The sequence below is a fragment of the Helicobacter sp. genome (assembly GCF_022511165.1).
GTDB lineage: Bacteria > Campylobacterota > Campylobacteria > Campylobacterales > Helicobacteraceae > Helicobacter_C.
This window is the reverse complement of the sequence record NZ_JAFLSB010000002.1, coordinates 19,023-37,135: the sequence shown is the minus strand read 5'-3', so window position 1 is coordinate 37,135 and position 18,113 is coordinate 19,023. Positions and strand designations below refer to the sequence as shown.

Annotated in this window: 24 protein-coding genes; 8 read left to right on the top strand and 16 right to left on the bottom strand. The window is 39.0% G+C overall.

Annotated features, from left to right (window positions below; translation table 11 throughout):
* Positions 1 to 3: 3 nt before the first annotated feature.
* The 11 genes from mrdA to J1E28_RS00485 are packed head-to-tail and all read right to left on the bottom strand — an operon-like array spanning position 4 to position 8,183.
* On the bottom strand, positions 4 to 1,794 hold the full coding sequence (mrdA, locus tag J1E28_RS00535) for a penicillin-binding protein 2 (RefSeq protein WP_291025985.1): 1,791 nt from the start codon (positions 1,792 to 1,794) through the stop codon (positions 4 to 6).
* Entirely contained in the window at positions 1,791 to 2,243 is a 453-nt protein-coding gene (locus tag J1E28_RS00530; RefSeq protein ID WP_291025984.1) for a hypothetical protein, read from the bottom strand. The genes mrdA and J1E28_RS00530 overlap by 4 nt, the downstream gene beginning before the upstream one ends.
* Positions 2,207 to 2,677 (bottom strand): N-acetyltransferase, encoded by a 471-nt coding sequence (locus J1E28_RS00525; protein ID WP_291025983.1) that lies wholly within the window; start codon positions 2,675 to 2,677, stop codon positions 2,207 to 2,209. Before J1E28_RS00525 ends, J1E28_RS00530 begins: the two co-directional genes overlap by 37 nt.
* Entirely contained in the window at positions 2,667 to 3,320 is a 654-nt protein-coding gene (gene yihA / locus J1E28_RS00520) for a ribosome biogenesis GTP-binding protein YihA/YsxC (protein WP_291025982.1), read from the bottom strand. Before yihA ends, J1E28_RS00525 begins: the two co-directional genes overlap by 11 nt.
* The gene (gene lptA, locus J1E28_RS00515; protein WP_291025981.1) at positions 3,317 to 3,796 is read right to left on the bottom strand and encodes a lipopolysaccharide transport periplasmic protein LptA; all 480 of its coding nucleotides are present in this window, start codon (positions 3,794 to 3,796) and stop codon (positions 3,317 to 3,319) included. The genes yihA and lptA overlap by 4 nt, the downstream gene beginning before the upstream one ends.
* Positions 3,796 to 4,329 (bottom strand): hypothetical protein, encoded by a 534-nt coding sequence (locus tag J1E28_RS00510; RefSeq protein ID WP_291025980.1) that lies wholly within the window; start codon positions 4,327 to 4,329, stop codon positions 3,796 to 3,798. The genes lptA and J1E28_RS00510 overlap by 1 nt, the downstream gene beginning before the upstream one ends.
* Entirely contained in the window at positions 4,310 to 4,804 is a 495-nt protein-coding gene (locus tag J1E28_RS00505) for an HAD hydrolase family protein (protein ID WP_291025979.1), read from the bottom strand. The genes J1E28_RS00510 and J1E28_RS00505 overlap by 20 nt, the downstream gene beginning before the upstream one ends.
* Positions 4,801 to 5,388 (bottom strand): imidazoleglycerol-phosphate dehydratase HisB, encoded by a 588-nt coding sequence (gene hisB, locus J1E28_RS00500; RefSeq protein ID WP_291026022.1) that lies wholly within the window; start codon positions 5,386 to 5,388, stop codon positions 4,801 to 4,803. Before hisB ends, J1E28_RS00505 begins: the two co-directional genes overlap by 4 nt.
* A 33-nt stretch (positions 5,389 to 5,421) precedes the next feature.
* Positions 5,422 to 6,321, bottom strand: coding sequence for a septal ring lytic transglycosylase RlpA family protein (locus J1E28_RS00495; protein WP_291025978.1), 900 nt, complete (start codon positions 6,319 to 6,321; stop codon positions 5,422 to 5,424).
* 15 nt (positions 6,322 to 6,336) lie between these two features.
* A complete protein-coding gene (locus J1E28_RS00490; protein WP_291025977.1) occupies positions 6,337 to 7,314 on the bottom strand; it encodes a lytic transglycosylase domain-containing protein in 978 nt (325 codons plus the stop codon).
* Positions 7,315 to 7,343: 29 nt separating this feature from the next.
* Positions 7,344 to 8,183 (bottom strand): TatD family hydrolase, encoded by an 840-nt coding sequence (locus tag J1E28_RS00485; RefSeq protein WP_291026021.1) that lies wholly within the window; start codon positions 8,181 to 8,183, stop codon positions 7,344 to 7,346.
* Positions 8,184 to 8,292: 109 nt separating this feature from the next.
* Here J1E28_RS00485 and ribE point away from each other — a divergent pair, with 109 nt between their 5' ends.
* The 5 genes from ribE to J1E28_RS00460 all read left to right on the top strand — a co-directional run bounded on the left by ribE (position 8,293) and on the right by J1E28_RS00460 (position 11,226).
* Complete coding sequence (ribE, locus tag J1E28_RS00480) at positions 8,293 to 8,949, top strand: riboflavin synthase (RefSeq protein ID WP_291025976.1); 657 nt, start codon at positions 8,293 to 8,295, stop codon at positions 8,947 to 8,949.
* A 30-nt stretch (positions 8,950 to 8,979) separates the two neighbouring features.
* Positions 8,980 to 9,261, top strand: coding sequence for an EscU/YscU/HrcU family type III secretion system export apparatus switch protein (locus tag J1E28_RS00475; protein WP_291025975.1), 282 nt, complete (start codon positions 8,980 to 8,982; stop codon positions 9,259 to 9,261).
* Complete coding sequence (locus J1E28_RS00470; RefSeq protein WP_291025974.1) at positions 9,258 to 10,478, top strand: ABC transporter permease; 1,221 nt, start codon at positions 9,258 to 9,260, stop codon at positions 10,476 to 10,478. Before J1E28_RS00475 ends, J1E28_RS00470 begins: the two co-directional genes overlap by 4 nt.
* A gap of 144 nt (positions 10,479 to 10,622) precedes the next feature.
* Positions 10,623 to 10,946, top strand: a complete 324-nt coding sequence (locus tag J1E28_RS00465) for a hypothetical protein (RefSeq protein WP_291025973.1) — start codon at positions 10,623 to 10,625, stop codon at positions 10,944 to 10,946.
* Complete coding sequence (locus tag J1E28_RS00460) at positions 10,936 to 11,226, top strand: type II toxin-antitoxin system RelE/ParE family toxin (RefSeq protein WP_291025972.1); 291 nt, start codon at positions 10,936 to 10,938, stop codon at positions 11,224 to 11,226. The genes J1E28_RS00465 and J1E28_RS00460 overlap by 11 nt, the downstream gene beginning before the upstream one ends.
* Positions 11,227 to 11,344: 118 nt before the next feature.
* On the opposite strand, the gene J1E28_RS00455 is transcribed toward J1E28_RS00460, so the two are convergent.
* Genes J1E28_RS00455 through J1E28_RS00445 form a run of 3 tightly spaced genes read right to left on the bottom strand, consistent with a single transcriptional unit; the run spans position 11,345 to position 13,182 of the window.
* On the bottom strand, positions 11,345 to 12,277 hold the full coding sequence (locus J1E28_RS00455; protein ID WP_291025971.1) for an HTH domain-containing protein: 933 nt from the start codon (positions 12,275 to 12,277) through the stop codon (positions 11,345 to 11,347).
* 16 nt (positions 12,278 to 12,293) lie between these two features.
* Positions 12,294 to 12,836: a hypothetical protein gene (locus J1E28_RS00450; protein WP_291025970.1), complete on the bottom strand. Its 543-nt coding sequence runs from the start codon at positions 12,834 to 12,836 to the stop codon at positions 12,294 to 12,296.
* A gap of 19 nt (positions 12,837 to 12,855) precedes the next feature.
* The gene (locus J1E28_RS00445; RefSeq protein ID WP_291025969.1) at positions 12,856 to 13,182 is read right to left on the bottom strand and encodes a hypothetical protein; all 327 of its coding nucleotides are present in this window, start codon (positions 13,180 to 13,182) and stop codon (positions 12,856 to 12,858) included.
* 193 nt (positions 13,183 to 13,375) lie between these two features.
* Here J1E28_RS00445 and J1E28_RS00440 point away from each other — a divergent pair, with 193 nt between their 5' ends.
* Positions 13,376 to 13,624, top strand: coding sequence for a helix-turn-helix transcriptional regulator (locus J1E28_RS00440; RefSeq protein WP_291025968.1), 249 nt, complete (start codon positions 13,376 to 13,378; stop codon positions 13,622 to 13,624).
* A 155-nt stretch (positions 13,625 to 13,779) separates the two neighbouring features.
* Here the strand turns inward: J1E28_RS00440 and J1E28_RS00435 are convergent, their stop codons facing one another.
* Complete coding sequence (locus J1E28_RS00435) at positions 13,780 to 14,064, bottom strand: hypothetical protein (RefSeq protein ID WP_291025967.1); 285 nt, start codon at positions 14,062 to 14,064, stop codon at positions 13,780 to 13,782.
* A gap of 67 nt (positions 14,065 to 14,131) precedes the next feature.
* On the opposite strand from J1E28_RS00435, the gene J1E28_RS00430 reads away from it, so the two are divergent.
* Positions 14,132 to 14,275: a hypothetical protein gene (locus J1E28_RS00430; protein WP_291025966.1), complete on the top strand. Its 144-nt coding sequence runs from the start codon at positions 14,132 to 14,134 to the stop codon at positions 14,273 to 14,275.
* A 120-nt stretch (positions 14,276 to 14,395) separates the two neighbouring features.
* On the opposite strand, the gene polA is transcribed toward J1E28_RS00430, so the two are convergent.
* A complete protein-coding gene (gene polA / locus J1E28_RS00425) occupies positions 14,396 to 17,119 on the bottom strand; it encodes a DNA polymerase I (RefSeq protein ID WP_291026020.1) in 2,724 nt (907 codons plus the stop codon).
* Between the two features lie 246 nt (positions 17,120 to 17,365).
* On the opposite strand from polA, the gene J1E28_RS00420 reads away from it, so the two are divergent.
* Entirely contained in the window at positions 17,366 to 18,112 is a 747-nt protein-coding gene (locus J1E28_RS00420; RefSeq protein ID WP_291025965.1) for a triose-phosphate isomerase, read from the top strand.
* Position 18,113 lies beyond the last annotated feature (1 nt).

Here is an 18,113-nt window from a genome sequence, read left to right as displayed (position 1 = left end):
CTTTTATTTTTGAATATAGCCTAATTCTTTGAGTTTATTAGCAATTTTTACGAGCAGTGGTCCATTACTTCCCCCACTTCCGCCGTGCTCGATAAGAATTGTAATAGAATATTGCGGATTCTCATAGGGTAAAAATGCGGTAATCCACGCGTGGGAGCGATGAAAATACTCCATATCAACCTCTCGCACGCGTCTTTGTATATCTTGTGGGATTCCCACTACTTGCGCCGTGCCTGTTTTGCACGCTAGGCTCACTTGCGTGCCTTGTGTGCGGTAAAACGCCGTGCCTCCGGGTATGGAGCAGACTTGATACATACCTTTGCGTAGCACATCAAGCTTAGATTTTTGAAATTCGCTCAATACATCTTTAATCTCAAAATGTGCTGCCTCGCCATTAAAATCTTTGACAAAGTGCGGTGTTACAAGCTTTCCTGAAGCAATAAGGGCAGTATAACGCGCTATTTGCATAGGCGTAGCAAGAAAATATCCCTGTCCAATAGAGGTTGTAAGCGTATCACCATTATACCATTGCTCACCATAACGACGCAATTTCCACTCGGGTGTAGGCAAAATACCGCTTACTTCATTTGGAATATCAACCCCAGTAAGCTCCCCTAAGCCCATTTGCCTAAGCACATTTGCCGTGTTTTCAATCCCCGCTTTTTGGGAGAGGAGATAAAAATACACATCAACAGATTCTCTAATCGCCTTAATCGCATCGGCACTGCCGTGCCCAGAGGCCTTCCAATCGCGGAATTTTCTCCCCCCAAGCTCCACAAAGGGCGGCGTTTGAATCGTGGTGTTTTCGGTGATATTTGCAAATTCTAAAAACGAGAGGAGCATACCCATTTTAATCACAGAGCCGGGTGGGTATCGCCCATACACAAGCTTATTAATAAGAGGCTTGTGGATATTATCAGTAAGCTCCTGCCAATTTTTATGGCTAATGCCATCGACAAAATAATTGATATTATATTCAGGGTAGCTCCCTGCAGCGAGAATCTCACCATTATGCACGTCCATTACAATCACCGCGCCATATTTATCTACAAACTCCCTATCAATACTCTCTTGCAATCTTAAATCAAGTGATAAGCGCAAATCATTGCGCTTAAGGACATTATCCTCTTGCAAAAGCTTTGTTTCTTTATATAAAGAGTTAATTTGTGTTTTTCTATATCCTGCCTCGCCCTGCAAATAGCCATTATAAGTCTTTTCTATGCCATCTTTACCAATCACCTTGCTATATGCAGAAAGCGGATTATCCTGCATATCTTTATTATTTGCCTTTGAGACATAGCCAATCACATGCGAGGCTGAAGTCTCATTAGGATAGAATCTTCTTGTATTAGTTGCAAGGATAATATAAGGAGAACGTTTCAAATACGCATACACTTTGAGCATTTCTACATAAGGCACAAATCGCACAAGCTCTATGGGGGCGTGATTGTAGATGTGATTGCCTTTTGCATAAATATCCAAAAGCTCATCTTTATCCAAATGAGGCAAAAAATATGTAATATAATTAATCTCGGATTCAATAATGCTCTTATCGCGGATTTTAGGCAAGAGTGAAATAGAAAAACCTAGCTCATTTACAGCCAAAGGCTCATCTTTTCTATCCATAATAACCCCTCGTATGGGGAGCAAAACTTCTGTTTTGAGTGCGTTTTTTTCAGCAAATTTTTCATAATACTCGTGATTAATCACATTGATTACAAAAAGGCGCAAACAGATGATAGACCACACAGCAAGCATAAAAATGATAAAAAACTTATAACGAATATTCATCATATAAATATCGCCACAATAATTTCAAGCACGATATAATAAAGCATAACCCACAAACTCGGTGCTATCGTGCTTCCTGTCATCATATCCACAACAAGAGCTATGATATAAAATCCTATATAGGCTGAAAGCACGCAAGCTAATTGCGTGATACGCATAGAATCAAACATCATTTGAACGCGCGGAATCACAAATAACGCAAGCACCAAAAATAACCCCAAAAGTGTCCCCATAGGGAGCGAGTTTTCTGATTCTATAAAAACAATGCAGCCAATAATGGCTAAAAAATGATACATTCTATCTTGCTTATCATATCGAATAAAAAATACCAAGCTTACGCCTATAAGCGGCGGTAGCCACATCTGCATACTCGCCACACTCTCATAGATATAAAAACCTATAAGAAGCAACAAACTTAGGAGAGTTTGTTTATGAGTGCTATTTCGTCGCATATTGGAAAATGTTTGCATTTGATACAATCCGCCCATATTTTATGATTTGGTAAAAATGATTTCTCTATTATAACAAAACCTAGCCTTTGGAACAAATGAGCTTTATAAGTAAGAGTAAGAATCTCCTTTAATCCAAGCGCTTTGCCCTCTTCTAATGCCTTGCTTACAAGCGTGCTACCTATGCCTTTGCCTCGATAGCTCTCTTTTACAACTAAAGAGCGCACTTCAGCTAAATCCTTAGAATAAATATACAATGCGCAAAAGCCTGCTATCTCGCCATTTTGGGTATCTTTTGCAAGATGATAGGAGCGAATCGCATTTGCCATTTCATCTTCGCTTCGTTCTAAAATCACGCCATTTTTTACTTCAATACTCACAATTTCACGCATAGCAGGAATATCTGCCAAACTTGCTCTTATTATATCAATACTCATTTTTTAATCCTAAAGTATGCGTTACAATCTCTTCGCGCATTTGCGCCACAGAAGTCATTTTGCGATGATTTTTTGCATTTGCACTAAAGATAAAACACAATGTTTTGCTCATTTTTGTATCTGCTCTCTGTGAATCTATACTTTGTTTAAGCGCACTAAGCGCATTTTGGGCGAGTTTGTCTGCCTTGGTGTAGATTCTAAAAATACATTGGTCATTATGGCACATTTTTTCTAGCATATCACTCATCATTGTATCAATATCTGTGTTGATATGGCGAGAATCCACCAAATGCAAGAAAAGTTTAAGAGAGGAGCGTGTTTGCAAAAAGTGCAGCAGATGCTCCTCCCACTGGGCTTTTATTGATTTACTCACTTTTGCATAGCCAAATCCGGGTAAATCAATAAAAGTAAGCCCTATGCGTGTATTATCAAAAGCCCACATAGAGGCAAAAAAATTAATAAGTTGCGTTTTTCCCGGTGTAGAGGAGCTTTTAGCAAGAGGTTTATTTAAGATAGCATTAATAAAAGTGCTTTTGCCTACATTGCTACGTCCTAAGCATACAATTTCAGAATCTGTTGGTGCAGGCGCGTTTTTTGCATTACTCGCACTCCTTAAAAAATGAGATTCAAGCACTTGTATCATTTTGTCTCTTTATCCATTGTAAAAGTGAGCATACTTGGCTTTTGCTTAGAGCCTTGTATGAAGGCTTCCTCTGTGGTAGGATTAAGAATAATCACATTGCCCCTAATCACATTTTTCTTTCCTTTTTCCTCAACCACTGCATTATCCATAAGGCTATATTCATCTTTTTGCACATCATATATGGCTTTTTTCGCCCTGCCACTCATCTCTTTATCAGGCATTTTCACAGAGAATCTCACATTACCACTAGCGGTATATTTGAGCGGCTGATTCTTTTTATTTGTCTCAATGACCACTTCATCTGCCCATAGCTTATCCTCTCCTTTAGTAACAAACACATCGCCACTGAGTATGGTTTGCCCTTTTTTGAGATTGCTTTGTATAGTTTTTGCACTCACTTCAAGTTGCGCAGTTTCGCCAAACACACACGCACAAAGCACAAAGATAAGGCAAATCTTGGGCATTTGAAATGGCATTATTTACTCCCTAGCTTCATATCAATGTGTATAGAATCTGCTTTTATCACATCTTGCAAGCTATTATAGTAGAGATTCTGCCCCTTTGCTTGCGTAGCAGCATTAGAGAGAGTAAAATCACCCTTGCCTGTGAAAATACGCGTATTGTAATTATAATTTCCCCATTTGCTCCAAAAATTCAGCCCATCTAAACGCAAATAATTCACGCCTTGTGAAAAAGTATAAATCTTATCTTTACTATATACAAAAGGGGCATACATATATTCACTGAATGTATTATTGGCTTGATTGATAAAAAGCTCATAAATCTCCTCGTGAGATTCAAAACGCAAAGCCTTTGTGCCTGAAGAGATAGCTTGTGTTTGTTTGGGATTAATAATATAAAGCGTAAAATGTGTCATTTCAATATTTGGCACTTCTGTGCCAATAGCCGCGTGAATCTCACTATCGCGTGTAAAAAAAATAATACTGCTTAAACTAAAACACAAAAGCGCGATAAAAAAAGCATAGATTCTATAAGAAATATTTTTCAAGTTTTTTATCCCCATTGAGCGCTAATACATCTTCTATCATCTCACGCACCGCACCATAGCCCCCACGCTTTTTGAGTTTCTTATAAGCATATTTTTTCAAGGCTTTTGTGCCATTTTTAGGCATATAGGCGAAAGGGCAAATTTTAAACATACTTAAATCATTCAAATCATCGCCGATACAAGCGGCTTCCTTTGGCTCTAAATGCAGCTTTTGGAGTAAATCCTGCAAAACCTGCCCTTTGTCTTTTACTCCCATAAAAATATGCTCTATACCAAGCTCACTCGCGCGTGTTTGCACGATTTGTGAAACTCTACCCGTGATAATAGCACTTGTGCGTTTTAAGTAGCGATTCCATACAGCAATAGCTAACCCATCGCGTATATCAAAACTTTTCATCTCCTCACCGCTTTGAGAATAATACACCTTGCCATCGCTCAATGTGCCATCAACATCAAAGACGAGGAGTTTTATCATAGCACTCCCTTTGTGGAGGGAATGTGGATTCTAGGATTTAAGGTAGTTGCACGGCGCAATGCTACCGCAAAGGCTTTAAACATCGCCTCAATAATGTGATGAAGATTTTTACCTCTTTTAAGCACAATATGCACACTCAAATTCGCATTAAAGCAAAGTGCGCGGAAAAACTCCTCCACAAGCTCCACATCAAGCTCCCCCACCTTGCCCTTAAATGGCATTTTATACGCATTGGTTTCAAAAACCAAAAAAGCGCGATTGCTTACATCAATATCGCATTCTACGCAAGATTCGTCCATTACCACACTTGCATTACCAAATCGCTCAATGCCTTGTGCCGGATATATCGCCTCGCGCAATGCCTCACCCAAAAGTATGCCACAATCCTCAATACTATGATGTCCATCGACAAAAGTATCACCCTTACACACAAGCTCTAAATCCATAAGCGAATGTTTGGTAAGGGATTCTAACATATGGTTAAAAAAACCTATATCGCTTTGAATCTGTGCCTTACCACTCCCATAAAGTGAAAGCTTAAGATGAATATCTGTCTCTTTTGTCTTGCGCGATTTTTGTATCACTCCTTTTGCACTTTTTGCCATTGCTGCTCCTTATTAATCACGAATAAAAAATCCACCTCGAATCTGCGTATTTTTCTTGAGAAAATCTCGCGCCTCTTTTTCACTTTGGAATCCTCGCAAAAATACGCGATAAATAGGTGCGCCATCAAGTTCAAACTCTTTAATTATGCTTTGATAGGGTGGGTTATGTGAAAAACGCTCTTGTGTAACCTGCGCTCCTTCATATCGCCGAAACGCTCCCACCTGTATCGCAAAATCCCCGCCACTCACCGATTTTGGTGTATTGGCAACCTTAAATTCATTTTTAAGTATATCATCACTTTGCACATTTTGGGCTTCTTGTTTCACATCTTTATTAATCACTCCACCAAAGCCAATCACTTCTAAGCGCACCTTTGCTGTGCCAACTTTTACCATATCAATATCATTTGCCGCCGCTGAACTTAAATCAATAATACGCCCCTCCACAAATGGACCTCTGTCATTAATGCGCACAATAGTGCTTTTACCATTTTCGACATTAAGAACCTTAACCACCGTATTCATAGGAAAAGTCTTATGTGCGGCAGTATGTGCATACATATTATAAGTTTCACCATTTGAGGTTTTCTTTGCGTGAAAATCAGGACCATACCAACTTGCATAGCCATCAAACTTATCCCCTAGGCTTACTTTTTCAGGGTAATACCACTTCCCCGCAACTTGATAGGGGCGCATAGTTGCCTCTTGGATAGCTGGGGATTCTCTCATAGAGTTTCCGCCGATATTTGGCGTAATGCCTTGATTAAACGCATCTAAATCATCAAAACTATCATTAAAGCCTTTTGTGCTTTTAGCATTATCATTCCAATCCGCGCTTTTTTGCGCACAGCCACTTAAGATTCCACACACTAGCCCTATGCTTACAAAAATAGTATAAAAATGATTCTTCATTATACTCCTTTGTTCCTATCTGCTATCAGCAATAGTAGTTGCCTTGCTCTTTGTAACAGGGCTTTTTTCGTTAAAATGCTTTTTAAAATTGCGAAGTTTATCATAAGGCAGATAGACATTATAGCGTTTATTGCTTTTAGGGAGGGTAGAGCGAACAAAATGGCTATTATATTTTTTAAGCTCACTTAATGAAATTTTCGCTTTTTGTGCGATTGTGCTAAGTGATACGCCCCCTTTCACACTCACTTTTGCGATACTATCAGTCGCCCCGCGATTGAGCAAATAATCAGCATTTTGCGCTTTAAGAAAATCCACATCATTAAAAAGCAAACTCATCGCTAAAATCGTGCGGATATAATTGCGCGTTTCAGCGGGGATATATTGTGCCTCTTCGTTAAGCAAAGTCTCTATGCGTGTATCGCCTCCTGCCTCTTCAATGCCCCGATTCAATCGCCCAAGCCCACAATTATATGCCATAGCCGCCAAATACCACTCGCCGGTGGATTCATAGAGATACTTAAGGTATTTAATCGCTGCCTCTGTGCTTCTTATAGGGTCTTTGCGCTCATCAATGTATGAATTAATCTCTAACCCTAACATTCTGCCTGTGGCTGGCATAATCTGCCAAATCCCTATGGCTTTTTTAGAGCTTTTTGCTTTAGGGGCAAATTCGGATTCTGCCATTGCTAAAAACAAAAATTCTTGGGGAATCTCTTCTTTTGCCATCATATTTTTAAGTGTAGGAATAAACTCATAACTATGCTCAAAACGTTTCAAAAAATATTGCCATTTATCTTGGATTTTCTGCGCTCTCTCGCTATCTAAAATACTTGCAATAAAAGCAATATGCACACCAAATGAGTTAAGCACATTATTTGCGCTTTTATTATGAGTAATCGCATAAAAATCGCCCTCATCGCCATTTACGCTACTTGCGCTAAATAAAGCAAAACATATAAAACACAACAAACACTTGATATATTTATGCAGCATAGAAGATTCCTTTCTTTATTATTTTATTTTTATGCAATTTCTCGAAACAGCCTTTGGGCATTGCGTGTGCTTATCTCTATCACCTCATCTTCGCTCATATCAAGCACTTGCGCAATTTGGCGCACAATAAGCGGGATATAATGAGGCTCATTGCGACTCCCTCTGTGTGGGTGAGGCGTGAGATAGGGTGCATCAGTTTCAAGCACGATGCGTTCCTTTGGTATCAGCGGAAGCACCTCAATCAATCGCCGCGCATTTTTAAAAGTGCAAACTCCGCCAATACCATAATAAAACCGCTCTTGTAGTTTCAGCAAGATTCTATCGGCATTATAGCAATGAAGCACCCCATAGGCATTTTTATAAGAATCCAAAATCTCAAAGCTATCTGCACTCGCTTCGCGTATATGTATAATCAGTGGCTTTTGAAGAGAGAGGGAAAGCTCAATTTGCTCGATAAAAACCTGCTTTTGCCACGCTTTTATCGCTTCTCTTTGGCTCTCTATTGCTTGATGTTGTGCCGCTTTATCTTGGCTTTGATAATCTTTTGAATCTTGTGGTGTTGCCTCATTGCTCACCTTAGGGAGATAGTAATAATCCAATCCACATTCTCCAATGGCTACGCATTTTTTATCTTTGGCAAATTCTTGAAGCACTGCCTTATCAAACATATCAATATCAGTAGGGTGTGTGCCCACAGCAAAATACACATTTGTATGAGCGTGAGCAAGGGCTTGAGCGTGGGGCAAGGTGCGTATATCTGCGCCGGGAATAATGATTTTTTGCACATTTTGCGCTTTTGCTCTTGCAATCACTTCCTCCACATCATCTTTAAAACTCTGCGAATCCAAATGACAATGCGTATCTATCATATAATGCACTTGCTCGCCTGCGCTCATTGCCTCAATCCTTTAATTTTATGTTAAAATAAAAGGCAAAATTTTAGCATAATTATCTTTATAAATGAAATGGAAGGGCAGTATGTTTAGCGGATTGGTTCGTGAAATGGCTCAAGTGAGGAGCTTTAGGGGCAATACACTTGAAATACTTACCTCATATAAAGCGCGCGAGGGGGATTCTATTGCGATTAATGGTGCGTGTCTCACAGCAGTATCATTTTTTAATGGTGGTATGGCTATGGAGCTAAGCAAACACACACAAGAGCATATTGCGCTAGAAAATTACACACAGGGTGCTTTTGTGCATTTAGAGCCTGCCCTGCAAGTGGGGGATAGATTTGATGGGCATATCGTGCAGGGGCATATTGATAGCATTGGGCGCATTACGCAGATTTATCATAATGCAGATTCAAGCGATTTTTGGATACAAGCTCCCGCGCAAAGCCTCTCGTGCATCGTCCCTAAAGGCTCTGTGTGTATAGATGGTATAAGCCTTACGATTGTGGAGCGTAGCGCAGATTCTTTTAAACTCACCCTTATCCCTCATACCCTGAAAAATACGCTTTTTGGGCATTTTCAAGTCGGTAGGCGAGTGAATATCGAAACAGACATTATTACGCGCAGTGTTGTAAGCACTCTGCAATCATTAATGCACACTCATAATTTCCCGCGCAAAGCCTCAAATCTCCCTAATAATCTCTCTTGGAGCGATATTGATGCGCTTAATCTTAGCTATTAAGATTCTAGGATTTTAAAAAAGGGGAGGGCGATGGGCGATAAAAAAGCAGTCGCATTAAGCTATGATTCACACACCGATAGCGCGCCACGCGTAGTAGCTAAAGGGCAAAATGAACTTGCAATGCGCATTATTGCTAAAGCAAAAGCCTTTGATGTGCCACTTTTTGCTAATGCCTTGCTTGTGGATTCACTCTTGCAAGTGCCTTTAGATTCACATATCCCTCCAGAGATGTATAATGCCGTAGTGGAAGTATTTATATGGCTTTTAAAATGTGAAAAAGAAGCTCAACTTAGCAAAGGTATCACTCAATGAAAATGCCTTTTTCCTCTCAATCCCCCTTTCAATATATTGGATTTTTGAAGCCCCTTGTTCCCTTTTTTAAGCGTGAGTTTAATGGCTTTGTGCAAGATAGATTCTCACTCTTTCTCTGCACGCTCGCGCCTTTGCTCATTGGGCTTTTTGTATGGGCTGTGTTTTCTCAAAGCTTCGTGCGAGGCGCCCCTATTGGCATTGTGGATTTAGATCAAAGCCCTTTGAGTAGGGAGATTGCAAGGAATCTTGATGCTATCCCCGCCCTTAGTGTCGCTCAATACTACACAAGCCTTACGGAGGCAAAACGCGATATAAGCAATGTCAAAATTTATGCGGTGGTTGTCTTTCCCAAAGATTTACAAACACGTAGCAAAAAGGGAGTGCTAAGCGAGATTCCTATCTACTATAATGCCCAGCTTGTGCTGATTGCAAAATCGATTGAAAGCGCCTTTAAGCAGCTTATCCTTACAAGCAATGTCAAGGCAAAACTTGGCGCAAATCTTATTCAAACCCAAAATCTTGAATCTGCCCTTGCCAAAAGCTCACCCATTCTTATGCAAATCACGCCACTTTATAATATCAACAACAGCTATGCGCAATTCCTCCTCACAGGGATATTACCTTGCTCGTGGATTATGCTTATCATCGTATGCGTGATTAATTCCCTTGCGCGTGATGAGAGTGATGTGGGCTTTGTGGCAGGAAAGAAAAGTCAAATGCCAAAAGATGTGAGTGCGTATGTATATATTTTTACAAAAATTTTAGCGTATGCGGGAATTTTTTCATTTTGGTGGGTGGTGATGATGTGCTTTTTTCACACGCTTGGCTTTAGCTTTCGTGGGAGCTATATGACTTTGTATCTTGGGGCATTGCTTACAATTTGCGCGTATGCGGGGGTGGGGGTGTTTGTCTATGCACTTTTTGCTGACCATACTCGCGCCCTAAGCATAGCTGCGATTTATTGTGCGCCAAGCTTTGCGTTTGCAGGGCTGACCTTTCCGGTAAATTCTATGGGGGCATTTGCGACTTTTTGGCATACGATTTTGCCTATAAGCCATTATTTGAAGCTCTATGTGCAGGTGGCAAACTATGGAGTGGATTTTCTTACCGCATTAAAAACAATGTGTGAATTGCTGCCTTTTTTACTTTTTCTTCTTATGGGGATTTTACTCTACAAAAGGCGAGAGGGCGTGGAAAGAGGCGAAGCTAAGCGATAAAATAAAGCCTTTGTGGCAGTAATAAATATTCTAGCCTTACAAAGCAATGAATGCGCTAAGCTTATGAATGTGCCATAATTTGCTTTTTCAAAAGAATATATTATAATCTCATAAGCTTGATTATAGTTTTAAAAAGGGGTAAAAATGGCAACTATTAACTATGAAAAATATGCAAATATGACACAAAGACAGATTCTTAATTCTCTCATTAACGCAGAAAAGCAAGAAGAAAAAATTAAAAAACAAATGCAAGAAAAATTGCTAGAAAAGCAAGAGCTTATCAAGTTCTTAAAAGCAAAAATGAGAGAGAGTTTAGATAAGCCAAAACAAAATTTCATACCACTACACCAAACAGAATCTTACAAGCAGTTCCAAGAAATGAAAACACAAATGACAAAGCAAGAATTAAAAGAGCTTGAAGCAAAGGTAGAAAAAGAAATTAATACGGATTATAACGATGAGCTTTAATGTTACCTTAGAAAACAAGTGCGATAAGTTCCTCAAAAAACTTGCCAAATCAGACCATAAAAGCTATAAGCTCATAATCTTATTTTTGGAGAAACTAGAAACTTGTGAGAATCCTTGCACTTTACCAAACGCAAAGCATTTACAAGGATTTAATGATAATCGTTACCGCTGGAGAATTGGAGAATATCGCATTATTGGCATTGTAGAAAATGGAAAAACAAAAATCATCAAGGTTATAAAGATTGATAAGCGAGATAGCACAACCTACAAAGGCTTGTAATGAGCCATATTTTAAGCATAAAACTTATATTTATATTTGGGATTTTACTCTACAAAAGACGCGAGGGTGTGGAAAGAGGCGAAGCTAAGCGATAAGACAAATACGAAAAATAAGGATTCTATTCCTCATATGTGATATTGTGGGTTTTGATATAAGATTCTAATCGCTCATCACCCAAAATCTCATCATAGCCCTCTTGAGAAGATTCTATTTTCTCTTTTTCGGCATCATTTTTTACTTGCTTAATAAAATTTTTAAAATCTTCATTTCCTTTAGCAATGAGTTCATCTATCATCGATATGTCTATTTTTTCCTTTGGTTTTGCTGGGATAAAAAACTTCTCAAATTGATTATCATCTCTCCCAAAATATAGAATACCAATGCCAAAACGAGCATTAAGCTTTTTGAGTTCATCGAGCAATTCCTCATCATCATCGATACCAAACACTGCCAAATAGCCATAATCAGCCCAACTTGCATTTGATACTGCCTGAAAGTAACTTTTTTTAAAATTATGGAAACCAACAAAAATTTTTAATTCAAAAGCATATAACTCTACTTTAGGGTAAGCGAGTGTTTTAAGAAGCCCTAAAGTCTCTTTTTTCTCACACGCAAATTTTACTCCTACAATATCGGGGTGTAGCCATTCACTCTTACCTTTTTTATCTTTTGCGCTTCTTTCGTGACGAATTGTTTTACAAGCAATACCTAACTTATCCCTTGCAAATCTCACAAACAAGGGGTGCAAATCGCGTTCTTTAAAAGATACTTGCTTTTTTGGTGTTTCCTCACTTGGTTGATATTCCTTATCGTGTTTGCCCTCAAGCCCAAAAAGCGTAGGATTCTTAGAAATAGCAAAAATCCCCGCTCTATTTCTTCTTATATCATCGTGGAGTGCTCTTGAAAGTGTTTGTTTGAGAGGAGAGAAGCTATTTTCTAATTTATCTTGCAAACCTTTTTCTTTAGCTCTTTTCCATATTTCACCAAGTCGTAGAGGTGTTTGAGAATCTATTAATACTTCTTTTGCAAGGTCTAAATAAGTGTAGCTCATTATCGCTCCTTTTCATCTAATATGATTTTAATTTTTTAATATAGTCTCTTATTTTTTCATATCGTAGTTTTTCGAATCTTTTATCTACTTCCAATTCTCTAAAGCAAAAATGCTTAAGTAGCCTTTCTGCTTCTTCGCTTCCTTTGCTATATCGTTTTGCCCCTGTTATACATTTGTTAATGTAGGTATTAACAAAATTTTTTTCTTTATCTTTTTCTTTTTTTATGCTTGCAAAAAAAATCTTTCTTCCCTGTGGTGTATTAGAATAGAGCTTTTTTGATTTACCAACTCTAAGACTTTCGTAAAAGTAACTATCTGTCATAAGTGCTACAGGATCGCCCTTTAATGCTTCTTCCGATTCTTTTGTATAATTAAATACATAGAGTTCGTATCTTACTTGACCCCTACCAATATCATAGACTTTAAGCAAAAATGACACATTTGAAATCTCAATAACATCATTATTGCAATAAGATACACCATCTATTCTAAAGCACTCATTAGCCATAAGATATTGTGTGTAAAAACCAAATAATAGAGCAAACAAATATTTTTTCATTGTTTCTCCTCCCTGTATGTTATTTTGAATCACCCAAGAGTTTTTCATAAAGCTTTTGGGTATATCCTTTGGGTATATCTAAGTAATTATTATATAAATCGCGTATTTTGCGATTCTCCCAATTTGCATCACCATGGGTCTCGTTAAGCGCTTGTTCCGAAAACCACTCCACAGCCAAAAAACGTGATAACTCTTTATCTATGCCATAATTCTCATATTCTGCAGCTTTTTCTCCACTTTTTACTTTATTGTAGGCAAACTCTAGTCTTTTTTGCGCCTCACTTGCACAACCAAATAATGTGATAGAGACAAAAAACATTATTGCAAATAAACAAACTCTACTCATAATTCCTTCCTTTTTGTGCTAGTAGCTATTTGTATATTATCCTCACAGCACATAAGCTGACTTCTTGCTCAAATTATCCCATAGGATATGTGAAAGTGCATTATAAGTTTTGTATAACGCATTATTCAATATCCCATAGGATAAACGCTTATCTTAGGAAACAAATTTAAGCCAATAGAGTAGGTAGAAAGGTATGCAGGAGCAATGGAGTAATGCCACGCAAGAAGAGGTTTTAGCTTTTCACAAACGCGTATCCGCTAGAATCCGCGCTTTGCGTGAGGAGCGAGGCATATCTCAACTCGAACTTGCCCTTGATATTGGCATCAAATCCATAGCCTTTTATTCAAACTGCGAAAATAATCGCTATGGCAAACATTTCAATCTCGAGCATTGCTACAAAATCGCCAAATCACTTAATGTGAGCATTAAAGAGTTTTTCTAAATATATCTTTTTCAAATACACATAAGAGATTCTAGAATCTTCTAAAGCGCGGTTTCTCATTTCTACAAAAAAAGGGGAGGGGGTAGTAAAGTGTGAGGAGAGAGGGCTTAAATGTAAGCCCTCTTATTTATCCCTACTTAGAACCATTTTTGGGGCTATTTTTGCTCATCTTGGCTTGCCCCTCCTTGTGCATTCGCATTTCCAGCAGCCACTGCACCTAACATTTCCAAATGTCGCTCTTTATTGACTTTTTGAGCGATACTGACCCAAGCCCATACAATAGAAACAAGCCCCAAAGGAACGCCTATCACTAAACCAATTGCTGTGAAATCAAGCACCAAGGCAATAATCCAAATGAGGAAATTACAAGCCGCTTGGATATACATTCCTTTAAGTGCCAAAGCCACAAAAGGAAAGAAAAAAGCCAAAACATAAATCATTATCGCTCCTTGTGTATTTATCGATGTCCTAAACAGGACGCGGTGGATTGTAACAAAAAAAAAAAAAATGGATTGTCAAGTTTTGGCGAGTTTTAGCATTATATATTCTCAAGTAGATTCACTTGAATCCTTGCGCGAAATATTTTTGAGGCATTATCCTAGCCACTGCACCCATAAGGCAAATGCACTTGCTCTATCTTTGGAGACTTAAACGCTTTTGGGGACTTAGATTCTAGAATCTACACTTCATATTTGCACCATTTTTATGTAGTTTTTATATTTTTACAAAGTAAGTAGAATCTTGCAAATAGGCTTAAATGCGTGAGTGTGGCTATTTAAGCTCTGCCCAATTATGCCCAATGCTTATCCCACATTTTAAAGGCACTTCAAGAGTATAGATGTGATTCATTATATCTGCTACTTCTTTGGCATAAGCGTGTGCCTTCTCTTGTGGAGCTTCAAAAATCAGCTCATCATGCACTTGCAAAAGCATTTTTAAATCACTTTTTGCATATTTTTTATGAATCTCACACATTGAGAGTTTGATTAAATCCGCCGCGCTCCCCTGAAAAATAGAGTTTATCCCCTCACGCAAGAAATTAGCTTTCATAAATTCTGTTGCCTTTTGAAAATCAAAATACCGCCTATGCCCCAAAAGCGTTTGTGAATAGCCATTTTCAAGCAAAAATGTCTTTTGCGCATTGAGAAAATCTTGTATGGTAGGGAAAAGCGCGAAATAGCTCTCTATGTAGCTTTTTGCCTCTTTAAGCGGTATGCGTAGAGTTTCAGAAAGCTTCTTGCTCCCCATACCATAAATTAGCCCAAAATTAATCGATTTGGCAATAGCGCGTTTATCTTTGGCATTTTCTGCCCCAAAAAGCCGCGCAGCTGTCTCATAGTGAATGTCTTTATCTTGCTTAAAAGATTCAATGAGGGAGGGGTCTTTGCAAAAATGCGCTAAAAGGCGCAACTCAATTTGAGAATAATCAATACTAATAAGGCTATGCCCCTCTTTGCTAATGAAAGCTTGGCGAATCTTACGCCCTTCCTCGCGCCGCACAGGGATATTTTGCAAATTGGGTGATTTGGAGCTTAAGCGCCCTGTAGCTGTGCCACTTTGCAAAAATGAAGTGTGGATTCTATGCTCACTATTTGCTGCCCCAAAGCGCAAAAGCGGCTCAATATAGGTGCTTTTGAGTTTATTTACCTCCCTATAATCTAAAATCAAAGGAATCACCGCGTGGCTATCGGCTATGGCTAAAAGCGTCTTTTCATCAGTGCTTAAGCCCCCTTTCACACTACGCCCGGGCTGCAAACCGAGCCGATTAAAAAGCACTTGGGAGAGTTGTTGGGGGGAGTTGAGATTAAAGGTTTCGCCACAAAGAGAAAAAATCTCCGCGCTAAGATGTGAAATTTGCTCACTTGCCTTGTCTTTGAGGGATTCTAAAAATGCCATATCTACTTTAATCCCCTCATATTCCATTGCCATAAGCACTTTGATGAAAGGAAATTCTAAAGTATAGGCAATCTCTAAAATCGCGCCCCACTCACGCGCCAAAAACTCCTGCTCTAAACGATGATAAAGCGCGAAAGTTGCAGCCGCATCTTCGGCAGCATATTGTGTGGCAGTATTAAGATGCACAAGCGAAAAATTCTCGCCCTTTGCCACAATAGAATCAAAGCTTATCATCGTGTGCTTAAACCATTTGAGCATTTGCTTATCAAGCCCCACAGGCGCGATAGAATCATAGAGCCAAGATAAAATCATACTATCATAAATCGCACCCTTATGCTCTAAGCCCAAAGTGCGATGAATAAGACTCAAATCAAACTTGAGGTTATGCCCAATAAGCGGGTGGGCAAAAATAAGCCCCACAATATGCTTTGCCTCCTCTAGGCTAAGCTGCTTCTCCACGCCCAAATAGCTATGCCCTACCGGCACATAGTAAGCATTCTCTCCATCAAAGCAAAATGAGAATCCCACCAAATGCGCCTCTTGCAAATCAAGGCTATCGCTCTCGCAGTCAAAGCCAATCTTTGCTCCTTCCTCTATGCCTTGAAGCACAGATTCTATATCAGCAACATTATCTAATAAATGCGGTATAAAGTGAAAAGCTTGTGTGCTTTTTGAATTTGGCTTCATACTTGAGCCTATGCCTTTTTGCGCTTCTTTTTTTTGCGCGTATCGCTCGTGGGGGGATTGCACTTTGGAGATGATATTTTTTAGGTCATAGGTTTTAAGCTCATCGAGGATTTTGAGCATAGGATTGCTTTGGGGCATTAGGCATTTACTTAAATCAATATCCTCAATCAAATCATTATGCAAAGTAACAAGTCTTTTGCTTAAAAATGCGCTTTCTTTACCCTCGCGCACAAGATTTGCGATACGAGGGCTTACTACTTCTATAAGCTCACTTTCGCGTTTATACATTGATTCTATGCTTCCAAAATGCGCTATAAGCTTTTGGGCGCTTTTTGCACCTATGCCTTTTATGCCCATTACATTATCACTGCTATCCCCTACAAGAGCTTGATAATCAACAAATTGTGTAGGTTTCACGCCATATTTTTCAAGACATTGCTCTTCTCTAATATCCTTTTTGCCAATAGGGTCATAAATATGCGTATGCTCATCAATAAGCTGATATAAATCTTTATCGTGGCTAATAATACGCACAGCGATATGTTTAGCATTAGCAATCTTACTAATTGAAGCAATCACATCATCAGCCTCATACCCCTCAATGCTAATATTTAAAAAGCCCATTTTTCTAATCCACTCAATCGCCACAGGTAGCTGCATAATCAGCTCTTGGGGTGGAGCAGTGCGATTGCGTTTATAGGCTTCAAAAATCTCACGTCTTTTATTCTCTCCCCCACCCTCTAGGGCAAAGACAATATAAGTGCAAGAGGGATCTTTATAAAGAGACTGCAACAAATTACAAAATCCCACAAGTAGCCCTGTGGGAAAACCTTGAGTATTTTTTAAAGGTGGCAGAGCATAAAAGCTCCGAAAGAAAAACCCAAAAGTATCGATGACATTTAAAGTATTCATAGATTCTCGCTTTGATGAGTGATGTGCAAGGGCAAATTCAGCATACCAAAGACATAAATTGTAACGCAAAATATTAAATTGCTTTTTGAAAAATGTAAGGGGAAGCGTGAGGAGGTGCATTGCAAGGCTTATTATTAAGGGTATGTTAGGATTTGCGACTTTAAGATAGAATGTGTATTATAGATTCTTAAACCACACAAAGCAGAATCTATGCCTTAAGATTCTTAAAAACCACAAGGAGCATAAATGCCAAAAATCATTGCTGCAAACTTTAAATCAAACCTCACACGCACCGCTGTGCAAGAATATACCAAAGAGCTTGATGCCTTTCTTGCCTCTTTTGCTTCTCATAGTGCAAATGCCACAGATTCTCATACCTCTCTAAAATCCCAACCTAAAGTCCGCGTATTCCCCTCTGCTACTGCGCTTTTAAAAGATGATTTTTCACATTTTCATCTTGGCGCACAAAATGCTTACTTTGCACAAAGTGGGGGATTCACAGGTGAGATTACACTCAAACAGCTCGAAGAGTTTCATATTACGCATTTGCTGATTGGGCATAGTGAGCGGCGCACACTTTTTAATGAATCTCAACACTTTATCAACGAAAAATTTAGATTCTATAAAGAGGCGGGATTTAATGTGTATTATTGTATTGGCGAGCCTTTGCAAGTGCGTCAAAAAGGTAAAGAAGCATTGCAAGATTTTTTAAAAGCGCAATTAAGCGGAATCGACACAAATTATTCTAAGCTTATTGTTGCTTATGAACCTATTTGGGCAATTGGCACGGGAGTGAGTGCAGAACTTGAACAAATAGAATCCACTCACGCGATGCTCTCTACCCTCACAAGCGCACCCTTGCTCTATGGGGGAAGTGTAAATGCTACAAATGCAAAAGAGATTCTCGCTCTCCCCTCTGTGAATGGTGTGCTTGTAGGCTCGGCAAGCCTAGATTTGCAGAGCTTTAAGGATATTATCCGCTCAGGCATTTAGC

What these genes read in the sequence shown, in the direction of transcription:
- J1E28_RS00445 (WP_291025969.1), bottom strand. Translation starts at nt 13,182, where the DNA reads ATGAGTAGAGTTTGTTTATTTGCAATAATGTTTTTTGTCTCTATCACA.
- J1E28_RS00485 (WP_291026021.1), bottom strand. Translation starts at nt 8,183, where the DNA reads ATGATAGATACGCATTGTCATTTGGATTCGCAGAGTTTTAAAGATGAT.
- J1E28_RS00495 (WP_291025978.1), bottom strand. Translation starts at nt 6,321, where the DNA reads ATGAAGAATCATTTTTATACTATTTTTGTAAGCATAGGGCTAGTGTGT.
- J1E28_RS00430 (WP_291025966.1), top strand. Translation starts at nt 14,132, where the DNA reads ATGGATTGTCAAGTTTTGGCGAGTTTTAGCATTATATATTCTCAAGTA.
- J1E28_RS00455 (WP_291025971.1), bottom strand. Translation starts at nt 12,277, where the DNA reads ATGAGCTACACTTATTTAGACCTTGCAAAAGAAGTATTAATAGATTCT.
- lptA (WP_291025981.1), bottom strand. Translation starts at nt 3,796, where the DNA reads ATGCCATTTCAAATGCCCAAGATTTGCCTTATCTTTGTGCTTTGTGCG.
- ribE (WP_291025976.1), top strand. Translation starts at nt 8,293, where the DNA reads ATGTTTAGCGGATTGGTTCGTGAAATGGCTCAAGTGAGGAGCTTTAGG.
- yihA (WP_291025982.1), bottom strand. Translation starts at nt 3,320, where the DNA reads ATGATACAAGTGCTTGAATCTCATTTTTTAAGGAGTGCGAGTAATGCA.
- J1E28_RS00465 (WP_291025973.1), top strand. Translation starts at nt 10,623, where the DNA reads ATGGCAACTATTAACTATGAAAAATATGCAAATATGACACAAAGACAG.
- J1E28_RS00530 (WP_291025984.1), bottom strand. Translation starts at nt 2,243, where the DNA reads ATGCGACGAAATAGCACTCATAAACAAACTCTCCTAAGTTTGTTGCTT.
- J1E28_RS00435 (WP_291025967.1), bottom strand. Translation starts at nt 14,064, where the DNA reads ATGATTTATGTTTTGGCTTTTTTCTTTCCTTTTGTGGCTTTGGCACTT.
- J1E28_RS00490 (WP_291025977.1), bottom strand. Translation starts at nt 7,314, where the DNA reads ATGCTGCATAAATATATCAAGTGTTTGTTGTGTTTTATATGTTTTGCT.
- J1E28_RS00460 (WP_291025972.1), top strand. Translation starts at nt 10,936, where the DNA reads ATGAGCTTTAATGTTACCTTAGAAAACAAGTGCGATAAGTTCCTCAAA.
- J1E28_RS00475 (WP_291025975.1), top strand. Translation starts at nt 8,980, where the DNA reads ATGGGCGATAAAAAAGCAGTCGCATTAAGCTATGATTCACACACCGAT.
- J1E28_RS00505 (WP_291025979.1), bottom strand. Translation starts at nt 4,804, where the DNA reads ATGATAAAACTCCTCGTCTTTGATGTTGATGGCACATTGAGCGATGGC.
- J1E28_RS00470 (WP_291025974.1), top strand. Translation starts at nt 9,258, where the DNA reads ATGAAAATGCCTTTTTCCTCTCAATCCCCCTTTCAATATATTGGATTT.
- J1E28_RS00440 (WP_291025968.1), top strand. Translation starts at nt 13,376, where the DNA reads ATGCAGGAGCAATGGAGTAATGCCACGCAAGAAGAGGTTTTAGCTTTT.
- J1E28_RS00450 (WP_291025970.1), bottom strand. Translation starts at nt 12,836, where the DNA reads ATGAAAAAATATTTGTTTGCTCTATTATTTGGTTTTTACACACAATAT.
- polA (WP_291026020.1), bottom strand. Translation starts at nt 17,119, where the DNA reads ATGAATACTTTAAATGTCATCGATACTTTTGGGTTTTTCTTTCGGAGC.
- mrdA (WP_291025985.1), bottom strand. Translation starts at nt 1,794, where the DNA reads ATGATGAATATTCGTTATAAGTTTTTTATCATTTTTATGCTTGCTGTG.
- J1E28_RS00525 (WP_291025983.1), bottom strand. Translation starts at nt 2,677, where the DNA reads ATGAGTATTGATATAATAAGAGCAAGTTTGGCAGATATTCCTGCTATG.
- J1E28_RS00420 (WP_291025965.1), top strand. Translation starts at nt 17,366, where the DNA reads ATGCCAAAAATCATTGCTGCAAACTTTAAATCAAACCTCACACGCACC.